This window comes from Rhodoferax sp. TS-BS-61-7 (assembly GCF_002943465.1).
GTDB lineage: Bacteria > Pseudomonadota > Gammaproteobacteria > Burkholderiales > Burkholderiaceae_C > Allorhodoferax.
The window spans coordinates 220178-245397 of record NZ_PTQY01000002.1 but is presented as its reverse complement, the minus strand read 5'-3'; the positions used below and the strand labels follow the sequence as shown (position 1 = coordinate 245397).

Sequence of the window (25220 nt, the reverse complement as noted above, 5' to 3'; positions counted from 1 at the left end):
TGAACCTCACGATAATCCCTTATGGCCCGACCAATTGCGACCCTAAAGCCCGAAGGTATTGAGCCTGCCCTCGTTTATCTAAAACGTGCTTTAGAACGCTCCACTGACTCCTTCCACCTAAATCCGGCCGCGGCAAAACAATCGCTTCTTCAATTAACGGAGCGACTTTCCACGTGCTACCCGGAAATCAGGGCGTTGGTGTTTAAAGATTGGGTGACGGTGAACCTAACCGACAAAGGTCGAATCAAGATGCTGAGTGCCGTGCGGCAACAGCGTGTCAGCGCTAAGAAGCGCAAAGTTACTCACCGCAGTCTGCGATTGCCCATTCAAACTGCCAAGGACCTCGAAAGCTTGGCCAAGCAGGCAGGCGGCATGCCAGTGACCAAGCTCTTGGCTGCTTTCACAGCGATGGGCTCCGCGGATGCAAAGTTGCGGGAGAAGCTGATTCGCTTAGCAATCGCAATCAATATGAAGTAGCCCGAAAGTGAACGGTCAGGCCGGTATCTCCGCTACGCCCAGAAGGTGTCCGTAGTGCCCAAGAACTTTTGAGTCCAATTGCACGCCCCCGTCTTCTGTCAGGACCAGCAGACCCCGGTCATACAACGCATGCAGGTCCCGTCGCAGCAAGACCCCGTCAGTTGCCTGGTTCTGGCCCTCCCGCCAATTCCGCCCCGACAGGTGTGCTGCCTCCAGCGCCTCTGGAACATCGCAGCCGCTGACGACGCACTTACCTCCACACGCTTTGAATACAGAAATTCGGAATGAGGTCTGATGCGGACGCACCTCAACTTCCACGAATCGCCTCGTCAATGCTTCGAAGGGGGTTTCCTTGGGCGCAAGTGTTGTCCGCACAGAGCTCACCGATGTCGGGACCGCCGCCTGCGGCGACCAGTGGGCATAGCACCGTTCACGCTCAGCCTGGTCATCTTCGATTCCAAATTCAGCCTCGAATCCGTTAGAGCAGTGCAAGCTGTCTTTATCAACGATTAATGCGGTGATGATAGGTTCGTTTGCACTCTTACAAGCGTGGCCTAATTGGCCCATGGCAGCAGTCAGGGGGAAGAACGTTATCCCAAAGTTCTCCATCAATTCGCCGTACGTAACGTATCCCTTGCGATGGCTAACTTCGATAAGCCAGTTACGCATTGCCGGAATTTTCTCTTTGTACGAGGCCGTGGAGAGCCCAGTTTGGAAGACATCTTGTACTGGGAACGGTCCTTCTGCAGGTGCTGTGCGGAAGGTCTTGGAGTGTTCTAATAGGTTTGCAACTGGAACCAATTCATCAAGCACAGCCAGAATAGCGCCATCAGCTCTGGCTTCAAGTCTCTTGATGGAAAAGACAACATCGTCACGAAAGTCCTTGATAACCCGGGGACTTGCAGATGCATCTACAACATTGGCCATCACGGTGTAGGCAGCAGTTCCCCCGTCCCACATGTCTTTCAGATATCGAATGCGTTCATCCAACCCATACGACTCCCGCATCTGGTACCCGGCAGGCTCGCGCAGCACGAGCACTTGACGTTCTTTGGATTTGTATTCGTCGCCCCAGGTTCGCAAAAGGATTAGATAATCGTTGCGTGCACCCCATGACCAGCGCACATTCCTGAACGGTAGTCCAAGGCCTTCGAAGAATTTTGATATTGTTGCCACTGGCGCACTCCCTTGTAAGAGAGTTTGCAGCCAGTTTGATGGTTTGGCAACAGCCGAATACTCAGATTCCTGATTGAGTACTTGCCAAGTTCAGAAGGCCGGGTGTCTTTGGGTTTTTGCGAAGCTCGTCCATAACCCAGAGCACTGCATGATTTGCAGCTAGCGCCAGTTTCTCCGTAGCTGGTTCCTCGTTGTATCGCACTTTGGGAGAGCAGGAAGCGGTTTCCAGGTGAGAGGTACTTATCGCAATGTCATGATGTTTTTTAAGTAACTCACCAAGATGGGGGAGGTCATGACCAAATTTTCCGCCTTTTGGAAAGTCTGTCCCCCCTAGTTCCAGAAGACCCTTAATCATCTTCTCAACCGCTTGTTCCGAACCCCACATTGATTGGATATACCGACCTGCAAGAAGGTCAGATGTCGATGCGTCATAGTCCCAGCGAGCTACAGAAAATTTCTTGGTAATCGGCAGTTGTGCCAACCATTGCAGATTCTCATGCACGTGTACGTGAAAGCCTAAATGGTTTAAGAGGTCTGGTTCAGACAAACCATCTACTAAACCCTGAGTGAGGTCTTCCACTTCCATGAGGACATTGAAATTTGCGGGAGACTTCCCCGTACCTGACGTAGTTCCCGGATTGGTCAAATTGCGGTCAATGAACAGACTCACTTGTCCAAATACCACCCCCGCACGAACACGCCAAATTGCTCGCCCAAGTTTTACAGGCGCGTAGCCGTAGGTTCCGCCCTGCTTCAACTTTTCACCGTATGTTAGGACGTACCAGTCCTGGGCCTTTATCACCAACGAACTTCCCTCATACCCCGGAAGTTGCCCAAATTCCTTTGCTGGAAATAGCGGGCCACTCCAGCCAAACGCCTCCCAAAATTTTCTGCTTAAGTGCATCGGGCGCTGAAAGGGCTTTACTCCCTCGTCGTCCAATACTGCATCGACCGCCTGCATTAAGGCATTGAATTCCTGAGGGTTTGTAGGGTATCGAGGCCATGTAAATTTAATGTTTCCTGCCATGCCTAAATCCAAAAGTTGAAAGTTACCACCTGTTTAGGCGCAAGGTTTATTCCAAACTAGGCAATTGTTGATGATGCAAGTGTTATTTTTCGACCAAAAAAGAACACGACAGCTCGACGACAAGGCGGGAATCGGGGCCAAATCCCGACTCCCCCTCCCTACTTAACTTGGGAACTCAGGCCGATTGAGCTACCGCCTTCTTACCGTAGCTCAAGAGGAACTCTTGGACTGCCCTTTGGCGGTCCAGTGACTTCTTAACTTGCCCAACCGTGACAGTCTTGGCATCGAGCAACTTTTCAAGCTGGTCTTCCCAGCGCAAAACCCGGTGTTCCCTCAAGAACTCATATACCTCCGAAAATCCGGCGGACTCGGATAGCTCGACATCAGGAGGCAGGTACATATCAATCAGGGAAAATTCTTTGCTTCGCGCCTGAACGTGTCCTTCCCCAAAAGCTGCAATGAGGTTGCTTGCGACGGCTTGGGTACTGGAGCGGCCATTGGCCCGCTCAAGCTCCATAAACACCTGCTCCACGTCCATGCCATACGCTCCGACAATGAAGAGAACTTCATTGCTGTATTTCAACAAAACCTCTGCGTCCGTGTATCCAGGTTGCACCAGCATTCGGCGATACCCATTGGCATACGCGCTTTCAATCGAAGACATCATCGGCAAAACTTTGACGGCGTCAGGGACCAGCATGTCTTTTGCGGGAGTACTCCGCTTACGACCCAATACCCGCGCTGCGGGACCTGCAAATTCCGTCAATGGCAACATCGCAGTGACAAGGTCAATTGCACGATGGTCCTCAAGTACGTCCGACCCAACAACTAAGAAACCCGTTTTTCGCTGAGCCAGCGCCTGCTGGAAAAGGGGTAACGCTGCGGAGGGGACAGCATCCGTTGACGCGTTACTGGGAACCATGACCGGAGTTGGGAGCGGCGTCACAAAAGGATTCCGGGCTTCAAGCACACCATCTTCCGTGACAACGCCCACCAAACCGCTCGAATAGTCATCCCCTTCGGAATCCGCCATCAACTGCAGGTCCTTGTACATCAACTCGGGAGCCGGCGTGTTAACCAATATCGCAACGCGGTGTTCTGAGTCCAACGCACGCAAACAGGCCATTCCCACTCGTTGGGCATTGCTTTCCCAAGATTGTTGATTCAGGTCTATGGGACCAATTACCAGCAAAGTACCGCTAGGTACGCGGTGGAGCCCCGACGACCACAGGCCGTCTTCACCCAAATCGATACTGCCCTCAAAATGGTTTCCAGCGCGCTCTGCGTAAAGCAAAGCCCCATCAGTGGCTTCTTCGTATTGCTCAAGCAATGCCAATATCGCAGAGTTGGATGTTGTGACATAGACGCCAGGAGGGGCTCCCGTCGGCCATATCTGCGGGGCGTGTGCCGGTTTGTATTCGGTAGGTGGGCGCAGGAAGTCCAAAATGACCTCCGCGCTCAACTCAAGCGAAAAGCGACTTTTGAGCCGGTGAGCCAACCTGCCGGCGGAAGCCATATCCAACTCGGCGAGTTCCACGCGGTCCGGAAAAGCCATTACTTCGGGCCAATTGCGCAGCCCGATAATTGCCGCGGATATATCCAACGACTGGCTGTGATTAAGGGGAATGTTTGATTGCTCCAGCAGACCGCGAATGCGACCTGCCAGCAACTTCACTTGCTGGATGTCCATGTTTGCTCCTTGGGCGCTTATCCGGTATACGCATTGCGGGCCGCCCATGAAGGAAACATGATGGGAATGCCTACGGCTTTCATCCCAGCTTCGTCATATCCATTGCTGGACGCGTATGGCAGGTGCTAGGAACCCGCCGCAAATATAGCAGGTTGTCCGGCAGCTATCAATCCAGGAAGCGCGCCAACAGCCGACTCCAAAAGCTAGCTTCCTTTTGCTCTGTCGAATCCAATCCTGAATTGGTGACGGCCTTCCAAATTGAAATTACGCTGCAAAGAATCAGTGTTGCGATTCCCGCCCATTCGCTGGGACGTATGAAGCGGCGGAGGACTGCGTCATCCAAAAGCTTCCCCATCGGGGCTGCCAATTGGCCGGTCATCTTGGCCTTGTTGTAGTCAATCCAATCTTGGATTAAGCCCGGAATGACAAAGTAAAGCAGGATGAATCCTGCGACGCCTGTTATGAGCGCACCCTTCGGACCAAACCAGTTTGCAATTGCTCCAAGGTCCCCAATTGTTGAACTCAAAGTAACGCTATTGCGTTTTCGATATCTACGTTTGTTGTAAGCCATGTGCTTTCCCTGAATTTCGTTGTATACGTAGTGTGTTTAGTCAAGGAGCCGAACCCACTCAGACGATGCTTGCATTCGACACTAGCTCTTGGACCGATACCAAGACTCCATGGGCCCGCCAGGGCTCACCGGCGCCCTGCGAACTTCAAAGGCGCCAGCGTCACGCAGCACATGGCGCCAGCTACCAAAGGTGTACTTCCTCGGGGTCTCTTCAGGTGCCACCTTTTTGATGAAGGCTATGGCGTCAGTCTGAGAAGTCCACCCGTCTTTTGCAACGTCCGCTTCAGCACGGCGCAGGAGTTCAACAAGGGCAGGTAGCGCCGCTTCCCGTTGGGAAACTGATGGCGAAAACTCTGCCATCAAAAACGCTTTGTATTCAGGACTCTCCATAAACGCGGCCATGGAGCGCATTGCTTCGTTCGAAGACGCAGCCCAACCTCGCAGTGAAACCAGGTGACGGTCAATTTCCTCGTAACAGTCATGAAGATACATGTCGGCGGCAATACAGCCTTCCTCCGTAACGAGGTCTTGCCCTTCGACAAAGTGATGTACTAGGTCATTGCGCAGGTCAACCAGCTCCTGAAGTTCTTCTATCAATTTCGCGTGCGCATCCGGTGGCATTGAGACGCTCATCCGGATACGAGCCCAACCCGCGGGATGTTCGTCGTCATCGGACGAAGTCTCGGGGGGAGTCTCCCCAGACTCAAGGAGCGTGGGCTGGAAGTACTTGCCAGTCAGTTCGCCCACCAATTGGCCCATGGTTCTGGGGGCTGCGTCAGGAGCACTTTCTGCGAGCTGTGCGGGAGTGCTGCCGAGAATCCCCGAGACTTCGCGCTTGGCCACCATTTCCTTCAGCAACAGCTCGTACTGCTGGATGCGAATCATGCATCGCCCAAGTTTGCGTTGAACTTCCCGCTGCAGCGCAGCGTATGGCGGTTCTTCCATTTTTTCTCACCCTAGGTTTGTACTTCTGAAATCATTTTAGGTCGCGTGAAGCAAGGCAGAGTACCTACACAGGGCAAATTCGAAAGCTGTTCACATGCCCGCATCCCTAAACAAGCTGACACCTTCTGGGTCAGTATTTCCACTCTCAAAAATCTTGGCCGGAGCCTTGACCGGAGTCGCGCTTTGCATGTCCTTGGGCTGCAGTGATTCGGCGAGTTCCCGGGCCTCCGCCCGCGACATAAGCATCGAAGCGCAAGAAATCTCTCATCACTTCGAGGGTGAATCTCGGTCTATCGTTACCGCTGCTTGGCCGAAGGTTGTAAACCTTTGTCCAGGCCTTACCAAGTATCGTGATGACTACGTGCTGAGCCGGTATCAAGACAACACTTTCAGAGATGATTTTTTACAGCAAGAGAATTACAAGTTCTTGGAGGTCGGATTCAAAGTTGCCGAATCTCCGACTAACAAAGAACTAATTGGCTACCGTGTTTTCGGTCGGTATTGCGGCATCAGGCTTTCACCTGACGGGCACTTCGCAGCTGTGATTCCCTCTACCTGCTTAAGCCTTTGTTTAGACCGTGCCGAAGTTCCCAAGACGGAGGGAGACCTGTTCATCCCCTTGGACACGGAGGGGCAGACCTTGGGAGCTCAATTTGCAAGTGAACCCGCAACTCCAATTGGAAACACATTGGGCTATGTTTTCGCCCAGGACGCATACAACACAATCAGCAAAGAAGCATTGGCAAAGAGGTTGGAAAGTGCCGAGCTAGCCCTCAACTCGAAATCCTTTACACCTGCAATGAAGGAGTGCCACGCAGCCGTTACCAGTTTGGGAACGGGCAAATACAAGTCATGGGTTGCGGCGGTAAGCAATAGTTGCCAACGGCTATCAAAGCCTCAACAGACCGAAGTGTTGGATGTCGCGGCAAAGAGCCTGTCTCCGGATATCTCAATGTTCTACGATATTTCAGACATCGTTGAGTCCCCTAAGCTTTTCGGAAGCTCAGCGTTCGTCCCATCGCTGGCCAACGCTTACTCTGAATGGGGCGCAATGGGCGGCAATTTAATGATGCGAACTAATCACATCTACGCTCTCAAGTCCCGCGGAGACTTCGTGGGGGCGTGCGCATGGGGACTCATTACTACCTCTGAAAACTCAAAGGAAATTGAAAAAGACCCATATACCTCCGAGAAACTACTCCGTGGATGCAAACGCTTAAAGCTTAGCCAAGAGGCTGACGTCGAACTCAGGGTGCAAAGTTTGCTCAATCGCACCAAAGACCTTTGAATCTAGCTTCTGCGGCAATCTGAGAGTCCGTTACGGCAAAAAACCAGCCTCAATCAAAACAGCCAGAATTCCCGCGACATTACTCGGGAACTTTTCCCAGAATTTGCAAAAATACTGGATACGCGTACAGTTAATCCAACGAACAAACGTTCGATGGAGCAAACTGATGAATGATGAGAAGTACCTGGCAGCTTTGAGAAGCTATTGGAAGGCCAACAGCGCCTTTCCCTCGATGGCCAAGCTATGCGACGTGCTGGGCCTGAGCTCAACATCCAGCGTTTTTGCTCTCATCAACCGCCTGACGGAGGCCGGCTATCTGCAGCGACAAGACGGCCGCATCGCTCCCAGCAAAAAGTTCTTTGCCCGCCCATTACTGGGCCCTGTGCGTGCCGGCCTACCCCAGCCTGTGAGCCAGGAAGAGCCAGAACTGCTCACCCTGGACGACTACCTCATCGACGAGCCAAATCGTACGTCCCTGCACCGCGTCAAAGGCGACAGCATGAAGGACGCAGGCATCTTCGACGGCGACCTGCTGGCTGTGGAGCACAACACCCCCACCAAGCCCGGCGACATCGTCGTGGCCTATGCTGACGGGGAGCTCACTGTCAAAACCCTGCGCTTGGACACAGACGGCAAATACTTCCTTGAAGCCGCCAACCTGGCCTACAAGCCCATCCACCCCAAAGCCTCCTTAGAGCTGCTCGGGGTCGTAGTCAGCGTCGTAAGACGCGTGCGGAGGTGACCTACTGAACACCTCCAGCCCCACCCCTTAGCCGTCCGCGGCCCCCGGTCTCACTCACACGGCCTTGAGAGATTTCAAGGCTCAGGGAGAGCTACGTCCTAACGAATCTGAAAACAAACAATATGACGGAAAGAATTCACACCAATGAGCCCGTAGTGGCTCTCACAGACTGGTCGGTATACGAGGTCCCTTTGTTCGGACCGGAGAACCTCTGGACCCGGCATTTTGTCGGTTACGCCGAAGACCTGGACCTTCCGCAAGTCAGCTCAGCAATCGGCACCTTTGACCCATCAACGGGCATCGGCACCGCCGCGAGCGGCCGCGTGTTCCAGCTCGTAGGTCAATCCGGGCGTCACCTCGAGAGCTCTCGCATGTGGGTACGCTGGAAGCGGCTGAACCAAATTCACGAAGAACGTGACATCACTTTCGGTATGTCCAAGTACCTGGGCTTCTTCAATGACGGAGGCAGCGTATGAGACCCCTCTCTGGCAACGGTTTGCTGCTTCTCTACTTGGATTTTGACGGCGTGCTCCACCACGAGAACGTCCTTTGGCACCCCCGCATCGGCGCCTACTTGTCGGCGCCTGAACAGTACAAAATTTTCCAGCACATTGGTTTGCTGGAAACGTTGCTTGCGCCGTACCCACAAGTACGAATCGTCTTGAGCACGTCATGGGTCCGCCGCTATGGATGCGCCAAGTCTGCAAAACAGTTAGGCCCACGTTTGCGCCAACGCGTCCTGGGTGCCACGTTCCATTCCCGGATGGATGAAGACCTGTTTATGGAGCTACCTCGAGGGCAACAAGTCTGGGAGGACGTCCTGCGGCGCAAACCTCGTGGTTGGATTGCGTTGGATGACGACGGCGAGGGCTGGCCGCCTGAGAGTGCCGGCAAATTCATCCAGACACATGACAAGGACGGCATCAGCCACCCTGAAGTGCTTGAGCGACTCAAGGCCGCACTGGAGCAGCTATGTTCGAAATGACCGGCGGAGTGTGGGTCATTGCCCCCGTAGAGGACGAGCCGCAGCTGTGCCTGGATGACTGGTCCGTGTTTGAGGTACTCGTACCGGATATTGGGGTTAGAACGCGGCATTTTGTGGGCACCAACCTTCGCGGACGTGAAGGTCGTGCGAGCAGCCCCATGGTTGCGTTTGACGCGGTGACGTGCAAAGGCATGACTGCAAGTGGCAGGGTCTACCAGCTCGTAGGCAAGCGGACGGGGCTTTGCTCAGACTCCAGCTACGTCTGGAACATCTGGAAGAGCCGAAATCAGGTGGTTGACGTCGTTGACGTCACTAATGAAATCAAGAAATTGATTGCAGGAGGCTCGAATGAACGTGCCTGAATCCTTCCCACGCAACCCGTGGCCAGCCGCACTCAGTGGCGCGCAGCCGAAGCTTGCCTTGCGACTGGTGGACGGGCAGTACGTTGCAGGCATCTCGGACGAGGAACGCGAAGCACGGTATGCGATGTGCGCGGACCTTGTGGAGCAGTTGGTCGCGTACTGCCAGCGCAAGCAGGCCCAACAACCTGAAAAGCCTCTGGAAACACTGCTGGAACAGGTTGACGCGGCGGTGCGCACCAAAGGGTGGGACACCTCGCCCATCGAACTGACCTGGTGCATTGCCCGGGTGCGGGAACGGTTGCTGTGACCAAGCCACGTCGCCCCAGCCGTGCAGCCGTCGAAGCTGCAGGCGCCGCAGCCCTTAGAGAAGCAGCGAATCAGCCACCGGCACTGCATGCGTGGCCAAGCACCGTCGATGCGCTGCTCAAGCAGCTGGAGTGCTATGCCAAGTACCGGGTGAAGTTTCCGGAGCTGGAACTGGTGCTTTTCGGGTGGACGCTGACCGACAAGGAAGTGGATGGCGTGCTGGAGGTCGACGACAAGCTGGCAGCAGCGCAAGCGCTGTATTCCCAAAAAATCAACCGACTTGACTGAGACAGGAACACACCATGCCCCCATTTACGCTACTCACCCTTTGGCTTCTTACCCTGGCCTGTACCCCCGTAATGTGGCACCTCAATGCTCTTCACGCCCAACTCGTCGAGGACCATCAGTGCAAAGGACAAGCTAAACGTTCCGCGGGTGAAGCGACTGATGAGGACGCGCTCGCTCATCACCCCGCCGTAACCCTCCAATCGCTTGGCCAGGTCGGCATAGGTGACTTGCTTGGACTCCCGCAATTCCCGCAGCAGTGCTTTCGCACGAGCGTCGTAAAAGGCGCGGCGTTTTAGGTTGTTTGCCATGTGCTGAATTCGTTACATCCTAAAGGACTACTCGCAAGTTCAATGTGCCGAATTCGTTACATGTTTAAAAAATCGACTGTTTGATGACTAAACGGAAAACTAGTACCAAAACCTTTTAGATATTTAGGACATCACATGAAAGTCAAAGTCAGGGTATTGCGCAAATTGGGGCGCCACCTCCATCGCCCAGAACACGAAACCACCCCACCCGTGGTCGGGGAACTGTCAATTGCAGAGAGCCGGGATGCCGAATTGAGCCGCACCATCGTGTGCGCCCGGCTTACCGACCACCTTTCCGAGTCAGGCTTTGACCTGATTCCAGCCTTGATTGACGCTCAAGTCATCTGGGCCGTCGACAATAAGCTGCGTGTCAGCGGTATCGAGCGCATCGAAAAGGCCGCGTACTCCCAAACCTGGTCAGTGGAGCTGGTCCAATGATTCGCGTCATCATCTTTTCAGGCGACCTTGCCACTCGCAATCCCGGTAAGCAGTTGGCTGTCCTGGACATCGCCTATGCCAAGAAGGGCCACCTCTCTCACTACCTTGTCGCCATGTCGCTGCGCGGCGTGGGAGAAATGCCACCGGATGGTGTTGCCAGCTACCCCCGCTGGTCCGCCAGCCTCTGGGATTTGGTCGCAAGAGGTTTGACACGCGTTCTGTACCGTGCGGACCAGGCGCCGGCATTGGGTGAGCCTGACCGCCGCTGTGCATACGCCACGAAGCTTTGCGCCGTGATTGAGAAAGCCACGCTGACCGAGCGCGCTGTGGAGCTTGGCACCGTGGAAATCGCACAAAAGACTGGCCGGCGCGGCCACTACACCGCGACTTTCACCGAAGACGTCCTTGGCCCCCGAGAGGCGCACTTCGTGTACGGCCAGAAGCAACTCAACCCAGCGGACCTGCTTTTGCGAGCAATCTGCTGGGCGCTGTTCGACCAGGACCGGCTGGGCCCAATGCCCAAGCTGATGCTGCCGCCAACGCTCAAGCTGGATGACGGTTTTGACTACTTCCATCTTGAGGCTTTGCGAGAGCCTGCGAAGACTGGGTTCCTGCGATACCTGGAAGACCGCATGCCGGCAGGTACGCCGTTGAACCCGATGCCCAAGGCGAAAGAGTACACGCGCTTCTTGATTGAGAGTTGAGTCATGACCGAAACCACTTCGACTGAAGCTACGGCGACTCCGGATGGAAAGCGCAAACTGTTTCCGCTGCGCAAGCGTACTGGTACGGCTAGTTTTCACATGTCCAAGGCGGCAGTGGGATTCGGTGCCGACGACCTGGAGAACCTGTCACCCAAAGAGGCCATCATGCTTACGGCAGGTGCTGTGTGGGGCTCGACAGAGGTGATGCCGTGCCCACACTGCGGGACCATCGATTCGCACTTGTGGCGGCCATTGGATTTGCGCTGGAAGTGCAAAGGCTGTGGCAGTACGTTTTCGGTAACGTCCAAGACGGTCTTCGCGGACCTGAAGCTCCCGTTGAGCAAGGTCCTGAAAATTGCCCACAGCTGGATGCCTGGGTCTTCAGGCGTTCCTGCCCTGCAGCTCCGCCGGCACTGGGGCATGACCTACCCCACGATATTCACGCTCTGTCACAAGCTGCGCGAAGGGATAGCCCGCGGATTCAACGTGGGAGTGCTGGCCGGTTACCAAGAGATGGACGGGATGGACACCAACGGGAGGCGTTACAGGGAGAAGCGCAATAAGCCTTTGGGTAGCCGCCACAAGGGAGCACCCACGGTGCCGGTGGAACTGTTGAAGCCCGACAAAGACTTTGTGGGGCCACCAGTCCCTCATAAGTTCTGGAAAAAGGTCCAGCAACCTGCCGACCGGCGCATGGTGATGGTGATGCGCCAACGTGGTGTCAGCAAAGGCAAGGGTGCGACTGCAACTCGCGTTGGCATTGCCATCACGGAATCCAGTCATACCGCCACGACACTGGCCACCCGGTTTGCCTCTGCCGAGTCTGTCGTCCTGAGCGATGAGGACGGGTCATACGATGCCTTCGGGCGCATATTCAAGGAACACAAGAGCATCAGTCACTCGGAGGCCTACAGCGATGGCAAAGGAACGAACAACAACCAGGCGGAGAGCTTCAACAGGCGCATGCGCCGCGCGGTTGAGGGCATGTACCTGAACCCCTCGAACAAGTACCTGCATGAATACGCTTCAGAGCAAGCTTGGCGGGAAGACACGCGCAGGATGCCCACGGGGGAGAAGCTGCACAACCTTTTGCGAGTGGTGATGTTTGTGGGGCCGTCTCAGTCCTGGTGCGGATACACGCAGGGGAAGCACCGCTTGGAGGAGTTGCTGCTTGAAGGGAATAAGCCAGCAAAGGCCAGAGGACGGCCTAAGGGATGGGTGGCGCCGGTGCCGAGGTGACTGCCTGTCAATTCGGTGGCCTACTCAAACTCTGCCGGTTGAACCCGAGCAAGCTCAGTCAATGCCTCCATACCTTCCCACTTACCTACCAAGTCAATTTCCGCGCTCGGGTCGTAAAAGAAATACTCTTCTGTTACAGGTCGATAGAAGCCAACAACACCTTCGCTATCGGGCAGCATTGCAATTGCCTTTCCGATATCTTCTGGCAGCCATTCGTGCTGCCAGGCTCTCGGGTGGTACGCCCTCTCAAAAGCAGCAATATGGCTTTGCTCTAGAACAATAAACGTAGCCTCACGCCGTACTTGGGTTTTAAAAATGAAAGGAATAGAGGACTCAAGCTGGTTTGGCGTTAGACCATATTTGGTATGTCCAACATATTGAACCGCCTTGTCGAAAATGGGAGTAAACCAGCTTCCATCTGGAAATTTCCTGCCTGGAGCCAACCAGGTTCCTCTGTAAAGGACCGTGCCCTGGGCCACCGTCAATACTTTGTTTTGAGATGCAAATAGGCTGGTTAAATTTTGAATGACTTGCGCGCTGCGTGGCATACGAATATTCGGGGATTAGGTTGTATGTAATTAATGGGTATAGCGCTGCATTGTTGGGCATACCTATGCTCACCGAACTGCTCATTGCCGCCTCCAACCAACGCATGCTCTTTGCGTGCTACCTAGCTACAAATACGCCAGTTGACTCAACTGGCATATTGGTCAATTCAAGAATCGAGCCTTGAAGTCCGCGGGTGGCATAAGACAAACTTCTGACCTGCCAAAGAGCCAATATCGATTGCGCGCAATCCAGCGGTACATTGCATCTCGCAAAGGCGCTGGCACTAGCCAACCTAGCCAAGCCGCTTTCCACGGCCACCCGAGCCCACCTAACACGCGAAAAATGGCAGATGTGTGCTGCCAAGTGTTCGGACCATCCACAAGCAGCAGAGTCTGCAGACCTTCCACTTGCAAGCCTGCCTTGGCAAGCAGCTCTTGCCCAGCCGTACCCTGTATGGACGCGAACTGGAATACGCCCTTGCGGTCGTGCTTCAGTAAAAACTGAACCCAACCGTTGCAAAGCAGGCACTTGGCGTCGAACACGACAATCATTCAGAAGCCTCTTGAGGAATGTTCAGATACCCCGTGTAGCTCGCGACCATGCCGATGACGGGAACTGAAGCTTGTATGTGAAAATTTAGCGTATGGACTCCACCTGTCTCCCGGGCCGTCACTCTTGGCATCAGCCAGCTGGGACAAGGGATTCCAAGGAAGTGCAACTTCTCCAACCGCATCTCCAGAGCTCCCGCTACTTCCATAAGCTCAAAGGTAAGGCGGGACGCACCAAGTCGCTCAGTGATGCGGTTACCCGATTTCGTCAAAGTAGACCGCATTGTTTTACTTGGGAAGAACCGGGTCCAGGTCTCGGTACTCGGCGCTGCCAAGAGCTCAAAACGAATAGGTCCCTGGGATGCCTTCAAAGGGGCGCCTAAGAAGATGGCTAACAGTTTGGCAAGCACTGATGCTGGCTCTGCCACCTGGACCTCCCCGTGAAACTCTTGGAGGCCTTCAAAGCTGTGAAATTGCTGAACAGGGGTGGCCAAGCGATTAAACGCGTCCCCCATGACTGAGCGATACATCGACGCGGTACTCACTGAGCCGTCTCCGATGTTGTGATTTTGAGGCCCTGCATTTCACGAGCGAAGTCTTCTAGCGTCAATAGCCCGACACAGGGCATGGCACCGGCAAGGGCTGGGCCTCCCAAGTGGAGTTTGCGAACAAGCGCAGAGGCGGCCAGAGTGGGCACATAGGGTCCGTCGCCGTGCGTGGCAACCAATTGCCACTCTCTTGAAACGGTGCGACCTTCCGGCGCAATGCCAGAAACGGCGACGTGCATGGCTCCAGCATCCGTTCCCCAGGTCTGGACAAGGTCAGCAGCGCGCTTAAGCCATTGAGCGTGAGCCGACCAATTCTTGACCTGGCCATGTCGAGCCATCCAGGCCATTAGGTTCATACCCCGGTGCAAGAACTCTAGCTCTAGCCCCGCTCCAAATCGCACTTCTGGGTGACCTGCGTATCGAGCAGGAAGGAGCGCCAAGTCTGGAACATCGCAGGGGGAGTGCAGTCGAGAACCCACGGGGTCCGGATAGCTGTGCCGATACGAATTCAACCAGCCTACCAATGGCTTGCCTGCGGATGTCGGCAACTCCTTGCCGCAGTAGCTCAGAATGCCCCGCACTGTCGAAAGCCCCCGTTCTGTGCGGTTGCCCGGGCTGATGCCCACATCGATTGTTTTGACGGACTGAAGTCCTTTGACAAGATGGTCTGCAACCGCACTGGAAAGAGCCGGTACCGAGCTGGCGCCACTGGTTACCAAGACACCCGCCTTGAGTGCGGCCGAGTTCAATGTGCCAATGCCTGCCACAAACTCTCGACCATCCGCCAAATCAATGTAATGCGCACCCGCTGCAATGCAAGCCCCAGCCACGCGGTAATCTTCCCCCTGAAACGGTCCGGAAGCGTTGACCACAACGGCAACGTTCAATTTCTTGAACTCGCTCGCGAATGCTTGATGCATCGCATCCACTACTGCAAAGGAAAGTTGAGACGTTGCTGCCGGGCGGAGCTTTCCTACCAAGGACTCTGCGGCTGCGCCTGAACGGCCAGCCACGATGATGTGGAGGTCGGATTGCAGCGACAACCGCTCCACGAGCCTACGCCCGAAGAAACCATAACCCCCTATAACCAGTATTCTTGTTTCTTGCATTCCAGAGTCTAGGAATTGTTGTTCACGACTAGTTCACAGAGGGCAAACAGTGCATTGGATGTTCAAGTCGGGAACATGAGCGTCCAGAAGTTGCTGGACCGCTGTCAAACTCTCTTTGGTCTCAACTTCAATACACACTAAATCGATTGACACTCGGGAATTTGGTTTGCCGAGGGGAATCGCGACAGCTTCGTGCCTTTGTGACTGCTTCACGACCAAGTCCGTTGTCTGGTCGAATCGCTTGACCAAGAGCCGAACCTCCGCTTCCTGCGAGTGGTATGAGTCGAGAAAGAATGCGCCATTTCGAGAAACTTGCCACGGAACAAAGTGGCGATTAAAGCGTGCCTGAGCGAACTGTTTAAGAATGGGTATGGGATTACCCCCCGGCAAGTAGTTCATTCGCCACAATTGCGCGCGTTGTTGCACAGGCACAATTTTGAGACGCAAGCGAACCTCTCCGAAATCCTTCCACATGCCAGCCGGTTCTTCCTGCTCCGTAAGCGACAAATAGAACAAGTCCCGAGCGAATGTGTCTGCAATACGCTGGCCGTCCTCTCCAATGGCCAAAAGCCCACTGTAGTCAAATTGCTTAGCAAAGTCCGTTAGTTCACCTTGGGACATTCGCTTAATAAGCGAATGCAGCCAAACCTCCCGAGACTTGAGAATCCCGGCTAGTCCGGCAATTGGTGTGTAGTGCCACAACACAGCCCCTGCCATGTCCTTGTAGCAGGTACTCCACAGGGCAGTTGAAAACGAATGGCTACCGTCAGGAACCTCGAGGATGGCATTGTCAGTGGCCCGAAGCCGCGAGTAATGCGGCTCAAGCTTGGCCGACCAGGGGTACTTTCGCATCTCGTCCGCAAAGCATTTTCCAAGTTGCGGTTGAACATGGTCAGGGTACAGGGACTTGTCCAGTTGCATCCAGGGGCCTCGGCTCAGATAAGTACGGTTAGCTTACGCGTTCGCTATACCCAGATTAGTAACAATCTGGAGGAAATATGAAAATTGTTAGGTTTGACCGACTTTTTCACATCGGCTCAATGGACAAGAAGTTGCAGGGCTCCAACTTTGGCGGAGACTCCTATCACGGTGGCGCCCTTTCACTCTCACCCTGCCCCGCGGATTGGGCTGCTGTTTTGAAAACAAAAGCCCCCCTGCTTGAGTTTCAAAATCCGAGCCATCAGCTATTGTCCTTTGAGAGCATTTCTGTTGAAGAAGGTGAACATCTCAATGACTGGGCTGAAGCCAAGGGCTACGCCAAAATTGAGCAGAACCCCTATCCCCCTAACGGCCCCTTGTATACGAGGCGATTTGTACATTTGACTGACGCCTTTTACAAGCTTTTTCCCGACTCAGTTCATGGAAGCATTTGCAACGATAGGGCTAGATATTTAGCAATGGCTTTTGCAAACATTGAATTGGGCTTAGACGGCGTTTTGTTTGAAAAAACGGAACGAATAGTAGATGCCGAAACTCTGCCAACAGTACCTGGAATTGGTATTTTTGAACGCGCGCTAAATGCACGACATTGGAAGTTCTTTCACCAGAAGTGGAAGTACTTCAAATGCGAACAGCCTATCGACGAAGCCCGCGGGACTATGCACACTCTGCGGGTGGTTAATTTGATTTAGTGAATGGCTCGAGGACTCAGTCCTCGAGCCTTCCTTATTTGTCGCGGCGTCCGGCTGATTTAGTCAAATTCAGGTCTGATGCATCCTCTCCCTCGCACGAGAAGAAACAGTTTCCAAACCCGAGCGGATGTGACGAAATTGACCGCACTGGGCCATACCGTGCGAAATTCGCCCCAACCCTCGCTTGTTGTCTTCGAGATAAACAAGGTGCCTTCACGTGGTGACACAGCTAACACGTCGAGACATGAAAAAATACTTCAAGGACCGAGCCAATCTAAAAGTTGCACTCGAACTCATGTGGCAACTAACGCCTAGCCCTAACTGCGCCAAGGAAGCAATTGTCAAGGCCGCTCAGGCGGAGCATCGACATAAATCGCTGGTGACAATTCAAGTGTTGGCTCGCAATGCCAACTCACCAAAGTCATGGCTTCGCGCAGAGATAGAAAAGAAGTTAGGCCTTGATGTCGCTTGGTGTCAATTGGCGATTGCTGAAACAATACGCTGGGCGATTACCCAAGGCGCCAGCCTTTCTGACGTCTCCGCCGTCGTTGCTGCCGTAGCCCCAATACCCGTGGGAAAACATAAACGACGAAAACGAGTTGCTGAGTTAACGGAAAAAATTATTACGACTCAAGGCATTAACCTAGGTGCAGCCCTGAGCGTCTTGGCTGCCACCATCGAAATCCATGCCCTGCTTGCGCCAGAATTTGATATTTCGAATACCGAACAATTGGGGGTCGTCGTCTCCGACAGCATTTCAACGGATGCAATGATTTCAGCAGGGGTACGCATGTCTCTAGTCATGTTTTGCTTCGGCGTTACTTTTGTCGTGTGGGCATTTGTTACGTGGGCCATAGCTGAGCTTTTCAATATCTTCGGCGCTCTGATTTTGGGCAGTGCCCTTGGATTCCAGCTTGGAAAACTGATTACGAGGGGGGCCCCGACGCTACTCGCCAAGGAAGTGACTAAGACATTTGCACTTTGGCAAGTAAGTCGTGAGCTATTGCGCGCGCCCTTTTAGGCCCGCGGTGCATTTTTGCGGCTAATGCAACAGTCGCTGTATGTAGCGCTCTGTTAGCAATCGACTGCCCGCGCGAACCCGCCCAAATCCCTTTCGCCACCCCTCAGCCGTCCCAATGCACTCCGGGGCAATAGATGCATCAAACTGCCTCACCGTCGCATAGAGCGCATCTCTGTCGGCAAGCAGCCTCTCCCGACGTGCATCCAACCGCATCCGAACCTCAGGACAAAGCTCCTGCGTACGCCCAGCGCCCTGCGCTCCGCCGGCAGTACCTTCCCCGGCAAGCAACCCTTCCAAGAACGCAAGCTCCCCATGGACGTTTGCGACCATCTCCGCCAACTTGGTAAGCGTCGTCTGCGTCCTGGTGCGCGTCATCGTCAGTGCCATTACTAAGACACCTCCGCTCGCACCGTCACCAACCCGATACCGCTTTGCGCAGCCATCTCCGCAAACGTTGGAAACTCCTCACGCCAGCACCAAAGCCCATGCGAACCCGCCTTCCGGTCATGCACGGCCTCAATCAGATTGCGCTTTTGAAAACTAGTCAGGGCACTACTGACCGATTTCCTAAAGCTCCTACGCTCTGCAGGTGTGGACAAAACCAAACCGAATTGCCTCGAGGCAAGGTCGATGAGCACCGAAGTCGTAACGGGCTCAGGCGCCGCGCCTTCCAGAACCCGCGCGATGTATTCGCCCAGACCGCCGCGGCTGCCGTACTTGCCCGCCCATGCCCAGACGGAACCTCCTGCGCCCGGGTTGACCCCTTTGTTCACAATCCCCATGGTGGCGTCAAGAGCGTCCAAGGAGGCTTGACTGCGTGCTTGCGCCACCTGGGAACGCTCCATTGCTTTCAAAACGACTGCCAGCTGGTTTCGAAGGCGGTCTCTTTTGTGGGCAAGAACAGCCTGCTTGGCCAACGCCTTCTCCACCTCTCCGGCGAGGGCCGCCCGTTCGTTCAGCAGCCATTTGATATCAGGAGGGGTTCTACTCACCACGGTGAAGCTCCCACTCGTCCTGAGCCATTTGCTCGAATGACGGAAAGTCGTCTTCTGCTTTCCAGCGCCAGAGCCCACTGTTGTTGGAGACTTTTGCGTGCAATGGTTCGGCGCGACCCTGTTGCAGCAGCCACTGCAAGGCGCCACGTATGGAGCTGCGTAAAGCTTTCCTGTCTGCAGGGGCTGCTGCTTTGACTCCAAATTGGGTGATGACAGATTCCATGAGGTCGACCATGGCGACCGGTGACGGGTATGCGGCCTCCAGCGCTTGGCCTATGTACTTGCGCAGGCCCCCAGATTCGCCGTACTTGCCTTGCGTGGCGTTCACAACTCCGGCGGCCGCGGGGCTGACTCGTTTGTCGACAAGGTCTATGGCGACATCCAGGGCTTCTAAAGTGCGTCGGGAGCCAATCTGGGTTTCTTGTGCGGCATTTAGGTCCTTTGCGCACAGGACCAAGCTGTGTTGGAGCTTCTTTAGCCTGCGCTGGAGCGATTGTTGGCGCTCGATGCTTCGTTGCAGGGTGCCGGCAACAGCAGCGCGCTCGTTTAAAAGCCACTTGATTTCGGGTGGCGTACGGGTGCGAAAGGCGTGGTCGAGGGACATTTTTGGCGGACATATGAGCAACGTTACCCCTGTACAGCCACCGTTTTTGGCGTTTTCAGCCCTATCGGACCCCTTTGATGGACCCAATTACGGGGCAAGGGTCATCAGCGATATAACACCCGCCCCGCCAAAATCGCCCCTTCAGCGCATGCGGGCGGCTAACGCCGCCTTGAGTTCAGGGATAGCCCGCAGCATGGCCTGGCGGCCAGCGTCGATGGAGCGCTTACGGGCACTAAAGTCTGAACTGGCTATGCCCTGCAGGGCCGGGCGAACCACCACATCGGCATCACGCAGCTCAAAGGTGTTGATGCTTTTGCCCATGATGGAAAAGGTTTGCAGCAGGATTTCCAGCGTACCGCCGGTCAGACTGCCCTCGGGTGGGCTGGAAATATCCACCGCAATCACAAAATCAGCGCCCATCTTGCGCGCCGCCCCTACCGGCACCGGCGAGACGAGCCCGCCGTCCACATACTCACGCCCTGAAATTTTGACCGGCTGAAACACGGCTGGCACGGCACTGGAGGCGCGCACTGCCGTGCCCGTATCCCCACGTTGGAAGATCACGTCCTTGCCGGTGTTCAGATCGGTGGCAATGATGCCCAAGGGCAGCGGCATGTCCTCAATGCGGCGCGAACCGACCTGGGTATTCACATAACGGGCCAATGCTTCGCCCCGCAACATGCCGCGGCTGAAGATCGGCAGGGTCCAGTCGGCAATGGCGGCCTCTTCCATGGTTTCTGCCACACGCTGCAACTGGGCTCCAGTCTTGCCACTGGCATAAATGGCGGCGACAAGACTGCCTGCAGAGGTGCCGGTCACCAAGGCGGGTCGTATGCCGTTCTCCTCCAGCACCTGGATCACGCCCACGTGGGCAAACCCGCGCGCAGCACCACCGCCCAGAGCCAAGCCTATTTTGGGAGGCGGTTTGACCACCATGGGCGGCACCACGGGCACCGAAGGGTTGGCATCCACCACCGGTGTATCAACCACTGGGGCAGACGCACACCCCACCAAAACGCAGACCGCGCACATGACAACCGGCGTCGCCCAAACTCTTTTCACCCACTCCGTGACTAGCATCAATTTACCTTTATTACGAATGATTCGTGTTTGTTCTATGATGCGGCTGGTTCCCACAACATCCGAGCGACACACCATGAAAATTTCTCGCATTACCCTGGCCGCACTGATGGCCGTTAGCGCAACCGGCGCCATGGCGCAAGAGCAAACGCTGAACATTTATTCAGCACGCCACTACCCCACGGATGAGGCGCTGTACACCAACTTCACCAAGGCCACCGGCATCAAGCTCAACCGGGTGGACGCCGATGATGCGGGCATTCTGGCGCGCTTGAAAGCAGAGGGCACCGCATCCCCCGCCGACATTATCTTGCTGGTAGATGCCAGCCGCCTGTGGCGAGGTGAAGTGGATGGCCTGTTCCAGCCCGTCAAGTCCAAGTTGCTCGAAGACGCCATACCTGCACAGTTGCGCGGCAAAACAGCTGCCGATGGTGGCACACCTTGGTATGGTTTCTCCACCCGCGCACGCGTCATTGTGTATGACAAGGCGAAGGTCAACAAAGACGATGTGGACACCTACCAGGAGTTGGGTGACGCCAAGAACAAAGGCAAGCTGTGCATCCGCTCCGGCTCCCACCCCTACAACCTGTCTCTGTTCGGCTCTGTGGCCGAGCATTTGGGTGACGCTGCAGCGGAACAATGGCTCAAGGGCATGGTCGACAACATGGCGCGCGCGCCCAAGGGCGGCGATACGGACCAGATCAAGGCGGTTGCCAGCGGCGAATGCGGCATTGCGGTCACCAACTCCTACTACCTGGCCCGCTTGATGCGCTCAGAGGTCCCTGCAGACAAAGCCGTAGTTGAACGTATCGGCGTGGTGTTCCCCAACCAGGCTTCCTGGGGCACCCACATGAACATCGCCGGTGGCGCAGTCGCCAAGAACTCCAAGAACGTGGCCAATGCCGTCAAATTCCTCGAATACCTGGCCAGCCCCTCCGCCCAAGAACACTTTGCGAACGGCAACAATGAGTGGCCCACCGCCAAAGGTGTGAAGTCCAACAACCCTGCGCTGCAAGCCATGGGTGGTGGCTCGTTCAAGAGCGAAACCATTCCCATCAGTGTGGTGGGCATGAACCAAGTGAAGGTTCAGCAAATGCTGGACCGCGTGGGCTTCAAGTAAGCTAGGATTTGTGTGCGCCCTGCCCTTGCGGCAAGGCGCACACCATCACACTTGCTGGGAGAGGGTTCGCTATGAAAGTCGTTTGGTTCATTGCTTTGCTGGTCTTCGTCATTGCAGCGCTGCTGTTTCTGGCGGGCCAACTGGGTATGCTCAAAGGGGCGACACCCTCTGACTTGGGTCTCAAAGACGGGCGACTAAAGCCGCCCGCCCGCACACCCAATAGTGTCAGCAGCCAGGCAGATCTGTATCCAGACCATCCGCAAGCCCAATATGCGGCCATTGCCCCCCTGGATTACCAAGGGAATGCCAAAGCAGCCATGGCCAAACTGGCTAGCGTGGTGCAAGCCCAAACAGGCACGGTCATCATGTCGCAAACCGATGACTACTTGTATGTCCAAAGCACGACAAAGCTACTGCGCTTTACCGATGATGTTGAATTCTGGCTGGATGCCACCAACCAAAAGATCCATGTACGCTCTGCAAGCCGTATTGGACGCAAAGACTTTGGCGTGAATCGACAGCGCATCGAAGCTATTCGGGCCCAGTTTCAAGCCAGCTGATGGCGCGGAAAGGGTCATAAAAATGGGGCGCTTAAAGCGCCCCATTTTCTTTTGGCCGTCAACGGCAGCGATCAGCCCGCCGTAGCCTCTTCAGGCTTGGACTTGCCCTCCTTCTTGGGCAGGGGCTGTATGTCCAGAATCACTTCGGTCTTGTCGGCCACCGCATCGTCCAGATCCACAGTCAGTCGCCCCCCATCCACCAGACGGCCGAACAACAACTCATCCGCCAAGGCACGGCGAATCGTGTCTTGAATGAGACGCTGCATGGGGCGTGCGCCCATGAGTGGATCAAACCCTTTTTTGCCCAGGTGCTTGCGCAACTTGTCGGTGAAGGTAACGTCCACTTTTTTCTCGGCCAGTTGGGTTTCCAACTGCAGCAAGAACTTGTCGACCACCCGCAGGATCACCACCTCGTCCAGCGCCTTGAAGCCCACGATGGCATCCAGTCGGTTACGGAACTCGGGCGTGAACAGGCGCTTGATGTCCACCATCTCGTCGCCCGCTTCACGCGGATTGGTGAAGCCAATCGTGGCCTTGTTCATCGTCTCGGCGCCCGCGTTGGTCGTCATGATGATGATGATGTTGCGGAAGTCCGCCTTGCGGCCATTGTTGTCGGTCAGAGACCCGTGGTCCATCACCTGCAGCAGCACATTGAAGATGTCCGGATGGGCTTTCTCAATTTCATCCAGCAACAGCACCGCATGCGGCTTCTTGGTCACAGCCTCGGTCAACAGACCACCTTGGTCAAAGCCCACATAACCCGGGGGCGCACCAATCAGGCGGCTCACGGCATGGCGCTCCATGTATTCGCTCATGTCAAAACGAATCAGGTCAATGCCCATGATGTAAGCCAGCTGCTTGGCCGCTTCGGTCTTGCCAACGCCCGTGGGGCCGCTGAACAGGAAGGAGCCAATTGGCTTGTCACCCTTGCCCAGACCGGAGCGCGCCATCTTGACCGCCGAGGCCAGGATATCGAGCGCCTTGTCTTGGCCAAACACCACACTCTTCAAGTCACGTTCCAGTGTCTTGAGTTTGCTACGGTCATCATTGGACACATTGGCCGGAGGAATACGCGCGATCTTCGCCACGATTTCTTCGACCTCGGTTTTGCTGATGGTCTTCTTGCGTTTGCTGGGCGCCAGAATACGCTGGGCGGCACCGGCCTCGTCAATCACGTCAATCGCCTTGTCCGGCAAGTGGCGGTCGTTGATGTACTTCGCGCTCAACTCTGCGGCGGCTTGCAGCGCAGCCAACGCGTATTTGACGTTGTGGTGCTCTTCGAAACGGGACTTCAAACCCTTGAGGATTTCCACGGTCTGGTCGATGGTGGGCTCCACCACATCCACCTTCTGGAAACGGCGAGACAACGCAGCATCCTTCTCGAAAATGCCACGGTACTCGGTAAAGGTGGTGGCACCAATACACTTGAGCTGACCCGAGCTCAAACTGGGCTTGAGCAAATTGGAAGCATCCAGCGTACCGCCGGAAGCAGCACCTGCACCAATCAACGTGTGGATTTCATCAATGAACAACACCGCATTGGGCCGGTCCTTGAGAGCTTTCAAAACACCTTTGAGGCGTTGCTCGAAATCGCCGCGGTACTTGGTACCCGCCAACAGGGCGCCCATGTCCAAGGAGTAGACGACCGAATCGGCCAAAATTTCTGGCACCTCATTTTGGGAGATGCGCCAAGCCAGGCCCTCGGCAATCGCTGTCTTGCCCACACCCGCCTCACCCACCAACAGTGGGTTGTTTTTACGGCGGCGGCAGAGGATTTGAATAACCCGCTCCACCTCGTACTCACGGCCAATCAGCGGGTCAATCTTCCCGTCTTTGGCCATCTGGTTCAGATTTTGGGTGTACTGCTCCAAAGGCGAGGTTTTCTCGCTTTTCTCAGCCCCGCCCTCTTCTGCTTCAGCGGGGTTTTCGCTTGACTTGGCGGCTTCAGGTGGATCACTTTTCTTGATGCCGTGGGCAATGAAGTTCACCACGTCCAGGCGTGTAACACCCTGCTGGTGGAGGTAGTAGACCGCGTGTGAATCTTTCTCGCCAAAGATGGCAACCAATACGTTGGCGCCGGTGACTTCTTTCTTGCCACTGCCGGTGCTCTGCACATGCATGATGGCGCGCTGGATCACGCGCTGAAAGCCCAGGGTGGGCTGGGTATCCACCTCATCGCTACCCGCCACCTGGGGCGTGTTGTCCTTGATGAAGTTGCTCAGGGATTTGCGTAGATCGTCGATGTTGGCCGCACAAGCCCGCAGCACTTCGGCAGCGCTGGGGTTATCGAGCAAGGCCAACAGCAAGTGCTCTACGGTGATGAACTCATGTCGCTGCTGTCGCGCTTCGACAAACGCCATGTGCAGGCTGACTTCCAATTCTTGGGCAATCATATGAATTCCTTTTTGCCTTGCTGTGTTGAATAACTGTAATGCGTTTTACGTCGCGCAAAGCGCTTACGCCGCAAATACCCTACAAATCGACCGGCTCGCTCACACACTGCAGAGGGTGACCGGCTTTGTGCGCCGCCTCCATGACCTGGTCTACCTTGGTCGCCGCAATGTCCTTGGAATACACGCCACAAACGCCCCGCCCATCCAAATGGATCTTGAGCATGATTTGCGTGGCGGCCTCCAGATCCTTGCCAAAAAACTCCTGAATCACCACCACCACAAACTCCATGGGGGTGTAATCGTCATTGAGCATCACCACCTGGTACATGGAAGGCGGCTGCACCTTTTGTGTCAGGCGCTCCATCACGACAGAGCCGTCCCCGTCTCCGGTAGAGGGCGGCGAGATCATCGGTTTGGTGGGTTTGTTGGTAGCCATGCGTGAGATTTTATCGGGCGCTTACTGGTGTACACGCTGGCGATGTTGTTTGGAGTTGGTGACAAAATTTCAGGTTTCAA

At 55.2% G+C, this 25220-nt stretch carries 31 protein-coding genes; 15 read left to right on the top strand and 16 right to left on the bottom strand.

Translation table 11 applies throughout. The features are described 5' to 3' along the window. Positions 1 to 21 precede the first annotated feature (21 nt). On the top strand, positions 22 to 477 hold the full coding sequence (locus tag C5F53_RS07020; RefSeq protein ID WP_105260650.1) for a hypothetical protein: 456 nt from the start codon (positions 22 to 24) through the stop codon (positions 475 to 477). A gap of 15 nt (positions 478 to 492) precedes the next feature. On the opposite strand, the gene C5F53_RS07015 is transcribed toward C5F53_RS07020, so the two are convergent. The 5 genes from C5F53_RS07015 to C5F53_RS06995 all read right to left on the bottom strand — a co-directional run bounded on the left by C5F53_RS07015 (position 493) and on the right by C5F53_RS06995 (position 5886). Next, positions 493 to 1653, bottom strand: coding sequence for an HNH endonuclease signature motif containing protein (locus C5F53_RS07015; RefSeq protein ID WP_105260649.1), 1161 nt, complete (start codon positions 1651 to 1653; stop codon positions 493 to 495). 61 nt (positions 1654 to 1714) lie between these two features. Beyond that, positions 1715 to 2680: a HEPN domain-containing protein gene (locus C5F53_RS07010; RefSeq protein WP_146097320.1), complete on the bottom strand. Its 966-nt coding sequence runs from the start codon at positions 2678 to 2680 to the stop codon at positions 1715 to 1717. Positions 2681 to 2855: 175 nt separating this feature from the next. Beyond that, positions 2856 to 4370, bottom strand: a complete 1515-nt coding sequence (locus C5F53_RS07005) for a hypothetical protein (protein ID WP_105260964.1) — start codon at positions 4368 to 4370, stop codon at positions 2856 to 2858. Between the two features lie 166 nt (positions 4371 to 4536). Then, positions 4537 to 4941: a hypothetical protein gene (locus tag C5F53_RS07000; protein WP_105260647.1), complete on the bottom strand. Its 405-nt coding sequence runs from the start codon at positions 4939 to 4941 to the stop codon at positions 4537 to 4539. Between the two features lie 81 nt (positions 4942 to 5022). After that, on the bottom strand, positions 5023 to 5886 hold the full coding sequence (locus C5F53_RS06995) for an OST-HTH/LOTUS domain-containing protein (RefSeq protein WP_105260646.1): 864 nt from the start codon (positions 5884 to 5886) through the stop codon (positions 5023 to 5025). A gap of 94 nt (positions 5887 to 5980) precedes the next feature. Here C5F53_RS06995 and C5F53_RS06990 point away from each other — a divergent pair, with 94 nt between their 5' ends. The 7 genes from C5F53_RS06990 (at position 5981) to C5F53_RS06960 (ending at position 9857) form a co-directional block, all read left to right on the top strand. Further along, positions 5981 to 7174 (top strand): hypothetical protein, encoded by a 1194-nt coding sequence (locus C5F53_RS06990; protein WP_146097319.1) that lies wholly within the window; start codon positions 5981 to 5983, stop codon positions 7172 to 7174. A 166-nt stretch (positions 7175 to 7340) separates the two neighbouring features. Then, entirely contained in the window at positions 7341 to 7916 is a 576-nt protein-coding gene (locus tag C5F53_RS06985; RefSeq protein ID WP_105260644.1) for a LexA family transcriptional regulator, read from the top strand. A gap of 122 nt (positions 7917 to 8038) precedes the next feature. Then, positions 8039 to 8392, top strand: a complete 354-nt coding sequence (locus C5F53_RS06980) for a hypothetical protein (protein WP_105260643.1) — start codon at positions 8039 to 8041, stop codon at positions 8390 to 8392. Further along, positions 8389 to 8901: an HAD domain-containing protein gene (locus C5F53_RS06975; RefSeq protein ID WP_105260642.1), complete on the top strand. Its 513-nt coding sequence runs from the start codon at positions 8389 to 8391 to the stop codon at positions 8899 to 8901. The genes C5F53_RS06980 and C5F53_RS06975 overlap by 4 nt, the downstream gene beginning before the upstream one ends. Beyond that, positions 8889 to 9263, top strand: coding sequence for a hypothetical protein (locus C5F53_RS06970; RefSeq protein ID WP_105260641.1), 375 nt, complete (start codon positions 8889 to 8891; stop codon positions 9261 to 9263). Before C5F53_RS06975 ends, C5F53_RS06970 begins: the two co-directional genes overlap by 13 nt. Further along, on the top strand, positions 9250 to 9570 hold the full coding sequence (locus tag C5F53_RS06965; RefSeq protein ID WP_105260640.1) for a hypothetical protein: 321 nt from the start codon (positions 9250 to 9252) through the stop codon (positions 9568 to 9570). Before C5F53_RS06970 ends, C5F53_RS06965 begins: the two co-directional genes overlap by 14 nt. Beyond that, positions 9567 to 9857, top strand: a complete 291-nt coding sequence (locus C5F53_RS06960) for a hypothetical protein (protein ID WP_105260639.1) — start codon at positions 9567 to 9569, stop codon at positions 9855 to 9857. The genes C5F53_RS06965 and C5F53_RS06960 overlap by 4 nt, the downstream gene beginning before the upstream one ends. A 29-nt stretch (positions 9858 to 9886) precedes the next feature. Here C5F53_RS06960 and C5F53_RS06955 read toward each other — a convergent pair whose 3' ends face one another. Continuing rightward, positions 9887 to 10165 carry a DUF6471 domain-containing protein gene (locus C5F53_RS06955; RefSeq protein WP_105260638.1) on the bottom strand — a complete coding sequence of 93 codons (279 nt, stop codon included), beginning with the start codon at positions 10163 to 10165 and terminating at the stop codon, positions 9887 to 9889. A gap of 135 nt (positions 10166 to 10300) precedes the next feature. On the opposite strand from C5F53_RS06955, the gene C5F53_RS06950 reads away from it, so the two are divergent. From C5F53_RS06950 to C5F53_RS06940, 3 genes are read left to right on the top strand one after another with little or no spacing between them, the layout of a single operon-like run. Then, on the top strand, positions 10301 to 10603 hold the full coding sequence (locus tag C5F53_RS06950) for a hypothetical protein (RefSeq protein WP_105260637.1): 303 nt from the start codon (positions 10301 to 10303) through the stop codon (positions 10601 to 10603). After that, a complete protein-coding gene (locus C5F53_RS06945) occupies positions 10600 to 11307 on the top strand; it encodes a hypothetical protein (protein ID WP_105260636.1) in 708 nt (235 codons plus the stop codon). The genes C5F53_RS06950 and C5F53_RS06945 overlap by 4 nt, the downstream gene beginning before the upstream one ends. Before the next feature lie 3 nt (positions 11308 to 11310). Next, positions 11311 to 12546 (top strand): IS1595 family transposase, encoded by a 1236-nt coding sequence (locus C5F53_RS06940; protein ID WP_105260635.1) that lies wholly within the window; start codon positions 11311 to 11313, stop codon positions 12544 to 12546. 20 nt (positions 12547 to 12566) lie between these two features. On the opposite strand, the gene C5F53_RS06935 is transcribed toward C5F53_RS06940, so the two are convergent. The 5 genes from C5F53_RS06935 to C5F53_RS06915 form a co-directional block, all read right to left on the bottom strand. Then, the gene (locus C5F53_RS06935) at positions 12567 to 13094 is read right to left on the bottom strand and encodes a hypothetical protein (protein WP_146097318.1); all 528 of its coding nucleotides are present in this window, start codon (positions 13092 to 13094) and stop codon (positions 12567 to 12569) included. Positions 13095 to 13256: 162 nt separating this feature from the next. Then, positions 13257 to 13646: a thiol-disulfide oxidoreductase DCC family protein gene (locus C5F53_RS06930; RefSeq protein WP_105260633.1), complete on the bottom strand. Its 390-nt coding sequence runs from the start codon at positions 13644 to 13646 to the stop codon at positions 13257 to 13259. Next, entirely contained in the window at positions 13643 to 14158 is a 516-nt protein-coding gene (locus C5F53_RS06925; protein WP_370446714.1) for a DUF4166 domain-containing protein, read from the bottom strand. The genes C5F53_RS06930 and C5F53_RS06925 overlap by 4 nt, the downstream gene beginning before the upstream one ends. Positions 14159 to 14184: 26 nt before the next feature. After that, a complete protein-coding gene (locus C5F53_RS06920) occupies positions 14185 to 15300 on the bottom strand; it encodes a saccharopine dehydrogenase family protein (RefSeq protein WP_105260632.1) in 1116 nt (371 codons plus the stop codon). A 33-nt stretch (positions 15301 to 15333) separates the two neighbouring features. Further along, positions 15334 to 16221: a hypothetical protein gene (locus C5F53_RS06915; RefSeq protein WP_105260631.1), complete on the bottom strand. Its 888-nt coding sequence runs from the start codon at positions 16219 to 16221 to the stop codon at positions 15334 to 15336. 119 nt (positions 16222 to 16340) lie between these two features. Here C5F53_RS06915 and C5F53_RS06910 point away from each other — a divergent pair, with 119 nt between their 5' ends. Together C5F53_RS06910 and C5F53_RS06905 are read left to right on the top strand one after the other, a co-directional pair. Further along, positions 16341 to 16931, top strand: coding sequence for a hypothetical protein (locus tag C5F53_RS06910; protein WP_105260630.1), 591 nt, complete (start codon positions 16341 to 16343; stop codon positions 16929 to 16931). Positions 16932 to 17175: 244 nt separating this feature from the next. Next, positions 17176 to 17952 carry a hypothetical protein gene (locus tag C5F53_RS06905; protein WP_105260629.1) on the top strand — a complete coding sequence of 259 codons (777 nt, stop codon included), beginning with the start codon at positions 17176 to 17178 and terminating at the stop codon, positions 17950 to 17952. 389 nt (positions 17953 to 18341) lie between these two features. Here the strand turns inward: C5F53_RS06905 and C5F53_RS06895 are convergent, their stop codons facing one another. The 3 genes from C5F53_RS06895 to C5F53_RS06885 all read right to left on the bottom strand — a co-directional run bounded on the left by C5F53_RS06895 (position 18342) and on the right by C5F53_RS06885 (position 20583). Then, positions 18342 to 18947: a hypothetical protein gene (locus tag C5F53_RS06895; RefSeq protein WP_146097317.1), complete on the bottom strand. Its 606-nt coding sequence runs from the start codon at positions 18945 to 18947 to the stop codon at positions 18342 to 18344. Then, a complete protein-coding gene (locus C5F53_RS06890) occupies positions 18937 to 19551 on the bottom strand; it encodes a hypothetical protein (protein ID WP_105260626.1) in 615 nt (204 codons plus the stop codon). The genes C5F53_RS06895 and C5F53_RS06890 overlap by 11 nt, the downstream gene beginning before the upstream one ends. A 141-nt stretch (positions 19552 to 19692) precedes the next feature. After that, entirely contained in the window at positions 19693 to 20583 is an 891-nt protein-coding gene (locus tag C5F53_RS06885) for a patatin-like phospholipase family protein (protein ID WP_105260625.1), read from the bottom strand. Positions 20584 to 20707: 124 nt separating this feature from the next. Between C5F53_RS06885 and C5F53_RS06880 the strand changes: the two genes are divergently transcribed. Both C5F53_RS06880 and C5F53_RS06875 read left to right on the top strand, forming a co-directional pair. Continuing rightward, positions 20708 to 21751, top strand: a complete 1044-nt coding sequence (locus C5F53_RS06880; RefSeq protein ID WP_105260624.1) for an extracellular solute-binding protein — start codon at positions 20708 to 20710, stop codon at positions 21749 to 21751. 71 nt (positions 21752 to 21822) lie between these two features. Continuing rightward, the gene (locus tag C5F53_RS06875) at positions 21823 to 22311 is read left to right on the top strand and encodes a DUF1499 domain-containing protein (RefSeq protein WP_105260623.1); all 489 of its coding nucleotides are present in this window, start codon (positions 21823 to 21825) and stop codon (positions 22309 to 22311) included. Between the two features lie 71 nt (positions 22312 to 22382). On the opposite strand, the gene clpA is transcribed toward C5F53_RS06875, so the two are convergent. Both clpA and clpS read right to left on the bottom strand, forming a co-directional pair. Beyond that, complete coding sequence (gene clpA, locus C5F53_RS06870) at positions 22383 to 24704, bottom strand: ATP-dependent Clp protease ATP-binding subunit ClpA (protein WP_105260622.1); 2322 nt, start codon at positions 24702 to 24704, stop codon at positions 22383 to 22385. Positions 24705 to 24783: 79 nt separating this feature from the next. After that, a complete protein-coding gene (gene clpS, locus C5F53_RS06865; protein ID WP_148666396.1) occupies positions 24784 to 25140 on the bottom strand; it encodes an ATP-dependent Clp protease adapter ClpS in 357 nt (118 codons plus the stop codon). Between the last annotated feature and the right edge of the window lie 80 nt (positions 25141 to 25220).

What these genes read in the sequence shown, in the direction of transcription:
- C5F53_RS06965 (WP_105260640.1), top strand. Translation starts at nt 9,250, where the DNA reads ATGAACGTGCCTGAATCCTTCCCACGCAACCCGTGGCCAGCCGCACTC.
- C5F53_RS06950 (WP_105260637.1), top strand. Translation starts at nt 10,301, where the DNA reads ATGAAAGTCAAAGTCAGGGTATTGCGCAAATTGGGGCGCCACCTCCAT.
- C5F53_RS06910 (WP_105260630.1), top strand. Translation starts at nt 16,341, where the DNA reads ATGGACAAGAAGTTGCAGGGCTCCAACTTTGGCGGAGACTCCTATCAC.
- C5F53_RS07020 (WP_105260650.1), top strand. Translation starts at nt 22, where the DNA reads ATGGCCCGACCAATTGCGACCCTAAAGCCCGAAGGTATTGAGCCTGCC.
- C5F53_RS06990 (WP_146097319.1), top strand. Translation starts at nt 5,981, where the DNA reads ATGCCCGCATCCCTAAACAAGCTGACACCTTCTGGGTCAGTATTTCCA.
- C5F53_RS06875 (WP_105260623.1), top strand. Translation starts at nt 21,823, where the DNA reads ATGAAAGTCGTTTGGTTCATTGCTTTGCTGGTCTTCGTCATTGCAGCG.
- C5F53_RS06995 (WP_105260646.1), bottom strand. Translation starts at nt 5,886, where the DNA reads ATGGAAGAACCGCCATACGCTGCGCTGCAGCGGGAAGTTCAACGCAAA.
- C5F53_RS06970 (WP_105260641.1), top strand. Translation starts at nt 8,889, where the DNA reads ATGTTCGAAATGACCGGCGGAGTGTGGGTCATTGCCCCCGTAGAGGAC.
- C5F53_RS06925 (WP_370446714.1), bottom strand. Translation starts at nt 14,158, where the DNA reads ATGGGGGACGCGTTTAATCGCTTGGCCACCCCTGTTCAGCAATTTCAC.
- C5F53_RS06885 (WP_105260625.1), bottom strand. Translation starts at nt 20,583, where the DNA reads ATGTGCGCGGTCTGCGTTTTGGTGGGGTGTGCGTCTGCCCCAGTGGTT.
- C5F53_RS07000 (WP_105260647.1), bottom strand. Translation starts at nt 4,941, where the DNA reads ATGGCTTACAACAAACGTAGATATCGAAAACGCAATAGCGTTACTTTG.
- C5F53_RS06940 (WP_105260635.1), top strand. Translation starts at nt 11,311, where the DNA reads ATGACCGAAACCACTTCGACTGAAGCTACGGCGACTCCGGATGGAAAG.
- C5F53_RS06985 (WP_105260644.1), top strand. Translation starts at nt 7,341, where the DNA reads ATGAATGATGAGAAGTACCTGGCAGCTTTGAGAAGCTATTGGAAGGCC.
- C5F53_RS06920 (WP_105260632.1), bottom strand. Translation starts at nt 15,300, where the DNA reads ATGCAAGAAACAAGAATACTGGTTATAGGGGGTTATGGTTTCTTCGGG.
- clpS (WP_148666396.1), bottom strand. Translation starts at nt 25,140, where the DNA reads ATGGCTACCAACAAACCCACCAAACCGATGATCTCGCCGCCCTCTACC.
- C5F53_RS06905 (WP_105260629.1), top strand. Translation starts at nt 17,176, where the DNA reads ATGAAAAAATACTTCAAGGACCGAGCCAATCTAAAAGTTGCACTCGAA.
- C5F53_RS06930 (WP_105260633.1), bottom strand. Translation starts at nt 13,646, where the DNA reads ATGATTGTCGTGTTCGACGCCAAGTGCCTGCTTTGCAACGGTTGGGTT.
- clpA (WP_105260622.1), bottom strand. Translation starts at nt 24,704, where the DNA reads ATGATTGCCCAAGAATTGGAAGTCAGCCTGCACATGGCGTTTGTCGAA.
- C5F53_RS06880 (WP_105260624.1), top strand. Translation starts at nt 20,708, where the DNA reads ATGAAAATTTCTCGCATTACCCTGGCCGCACTGATGGCCGTTAGCGCA.
- C5F53_RS06890 (WP_105260626.1), bottom strand. Translation starts at nt 19,551, where the DNA reads ATGTCCCTCGACCACGCCTTTCGCACCCGTACGCCACCCGAAATCAAG.
- C5F53_RS06945 (WP_105260636.1), top strand. Translation starts at nt 10,600, where the DNA reads ATGATTCGCGTCATCATCTTTTCAGGCGACCTTGCCACTCGCAATCCC.
- C5F53_RS06955 (WP_105260638.1), bottom strand. Translation starts at nt 10,165, where the DNA reads ATGGCAAACAACCTAAAACGCCGCGCCTTTTACGACGCTCGTGCGAAA.
- C5F53_RS06975 (WP_105260642.1), top strand. Translation starts at nt 8,389, where the DNA reads ATGAGACCCCTCTCTGGCAACGGTTTGCTGCTTCTCTACTTGGATTTT.
- C5F53_RS06935 (WP_146097318.1), bottom strand. Translation starts at nt 13,094, where the DNA reads ATGCCACGCAGCGCGCAAGTCATTCAAAATTTAACCAGCCTATTTGCA.
- C5F53_RS06915 (WP_105260631.1), bottom strand. Translation starts at nt 16,221, where the DNA reads ATGCAACTGGACAAGTCCCTGTACCCTGACCATGTTCAACCGCAACTT.
- C5F53_RS06980 (WP_105260643.1), top strand. Translation starts at nt 8,039, where the DNA reads ATGACGGAAAGAATTCACACCAATGAGCCCGTAGTGGCTCTCACAGAC.
- C5F53_RS07010 (WP_146097320.1), bottom strand. Translation starts at nt 2,680, where the DNA reads ATGGCAGGAAACATTAAATTTACATGGCCTCGATACCCTACAAACCCT.
- C5F53_RS07005 (WP_105260964.1), bottom strand. Translation starts at nt 4,370, where the DNA reads ATGGACATCCAGCAAGTGAAGTTGCTGGCAGGTCGCATTCGCGGTCTG.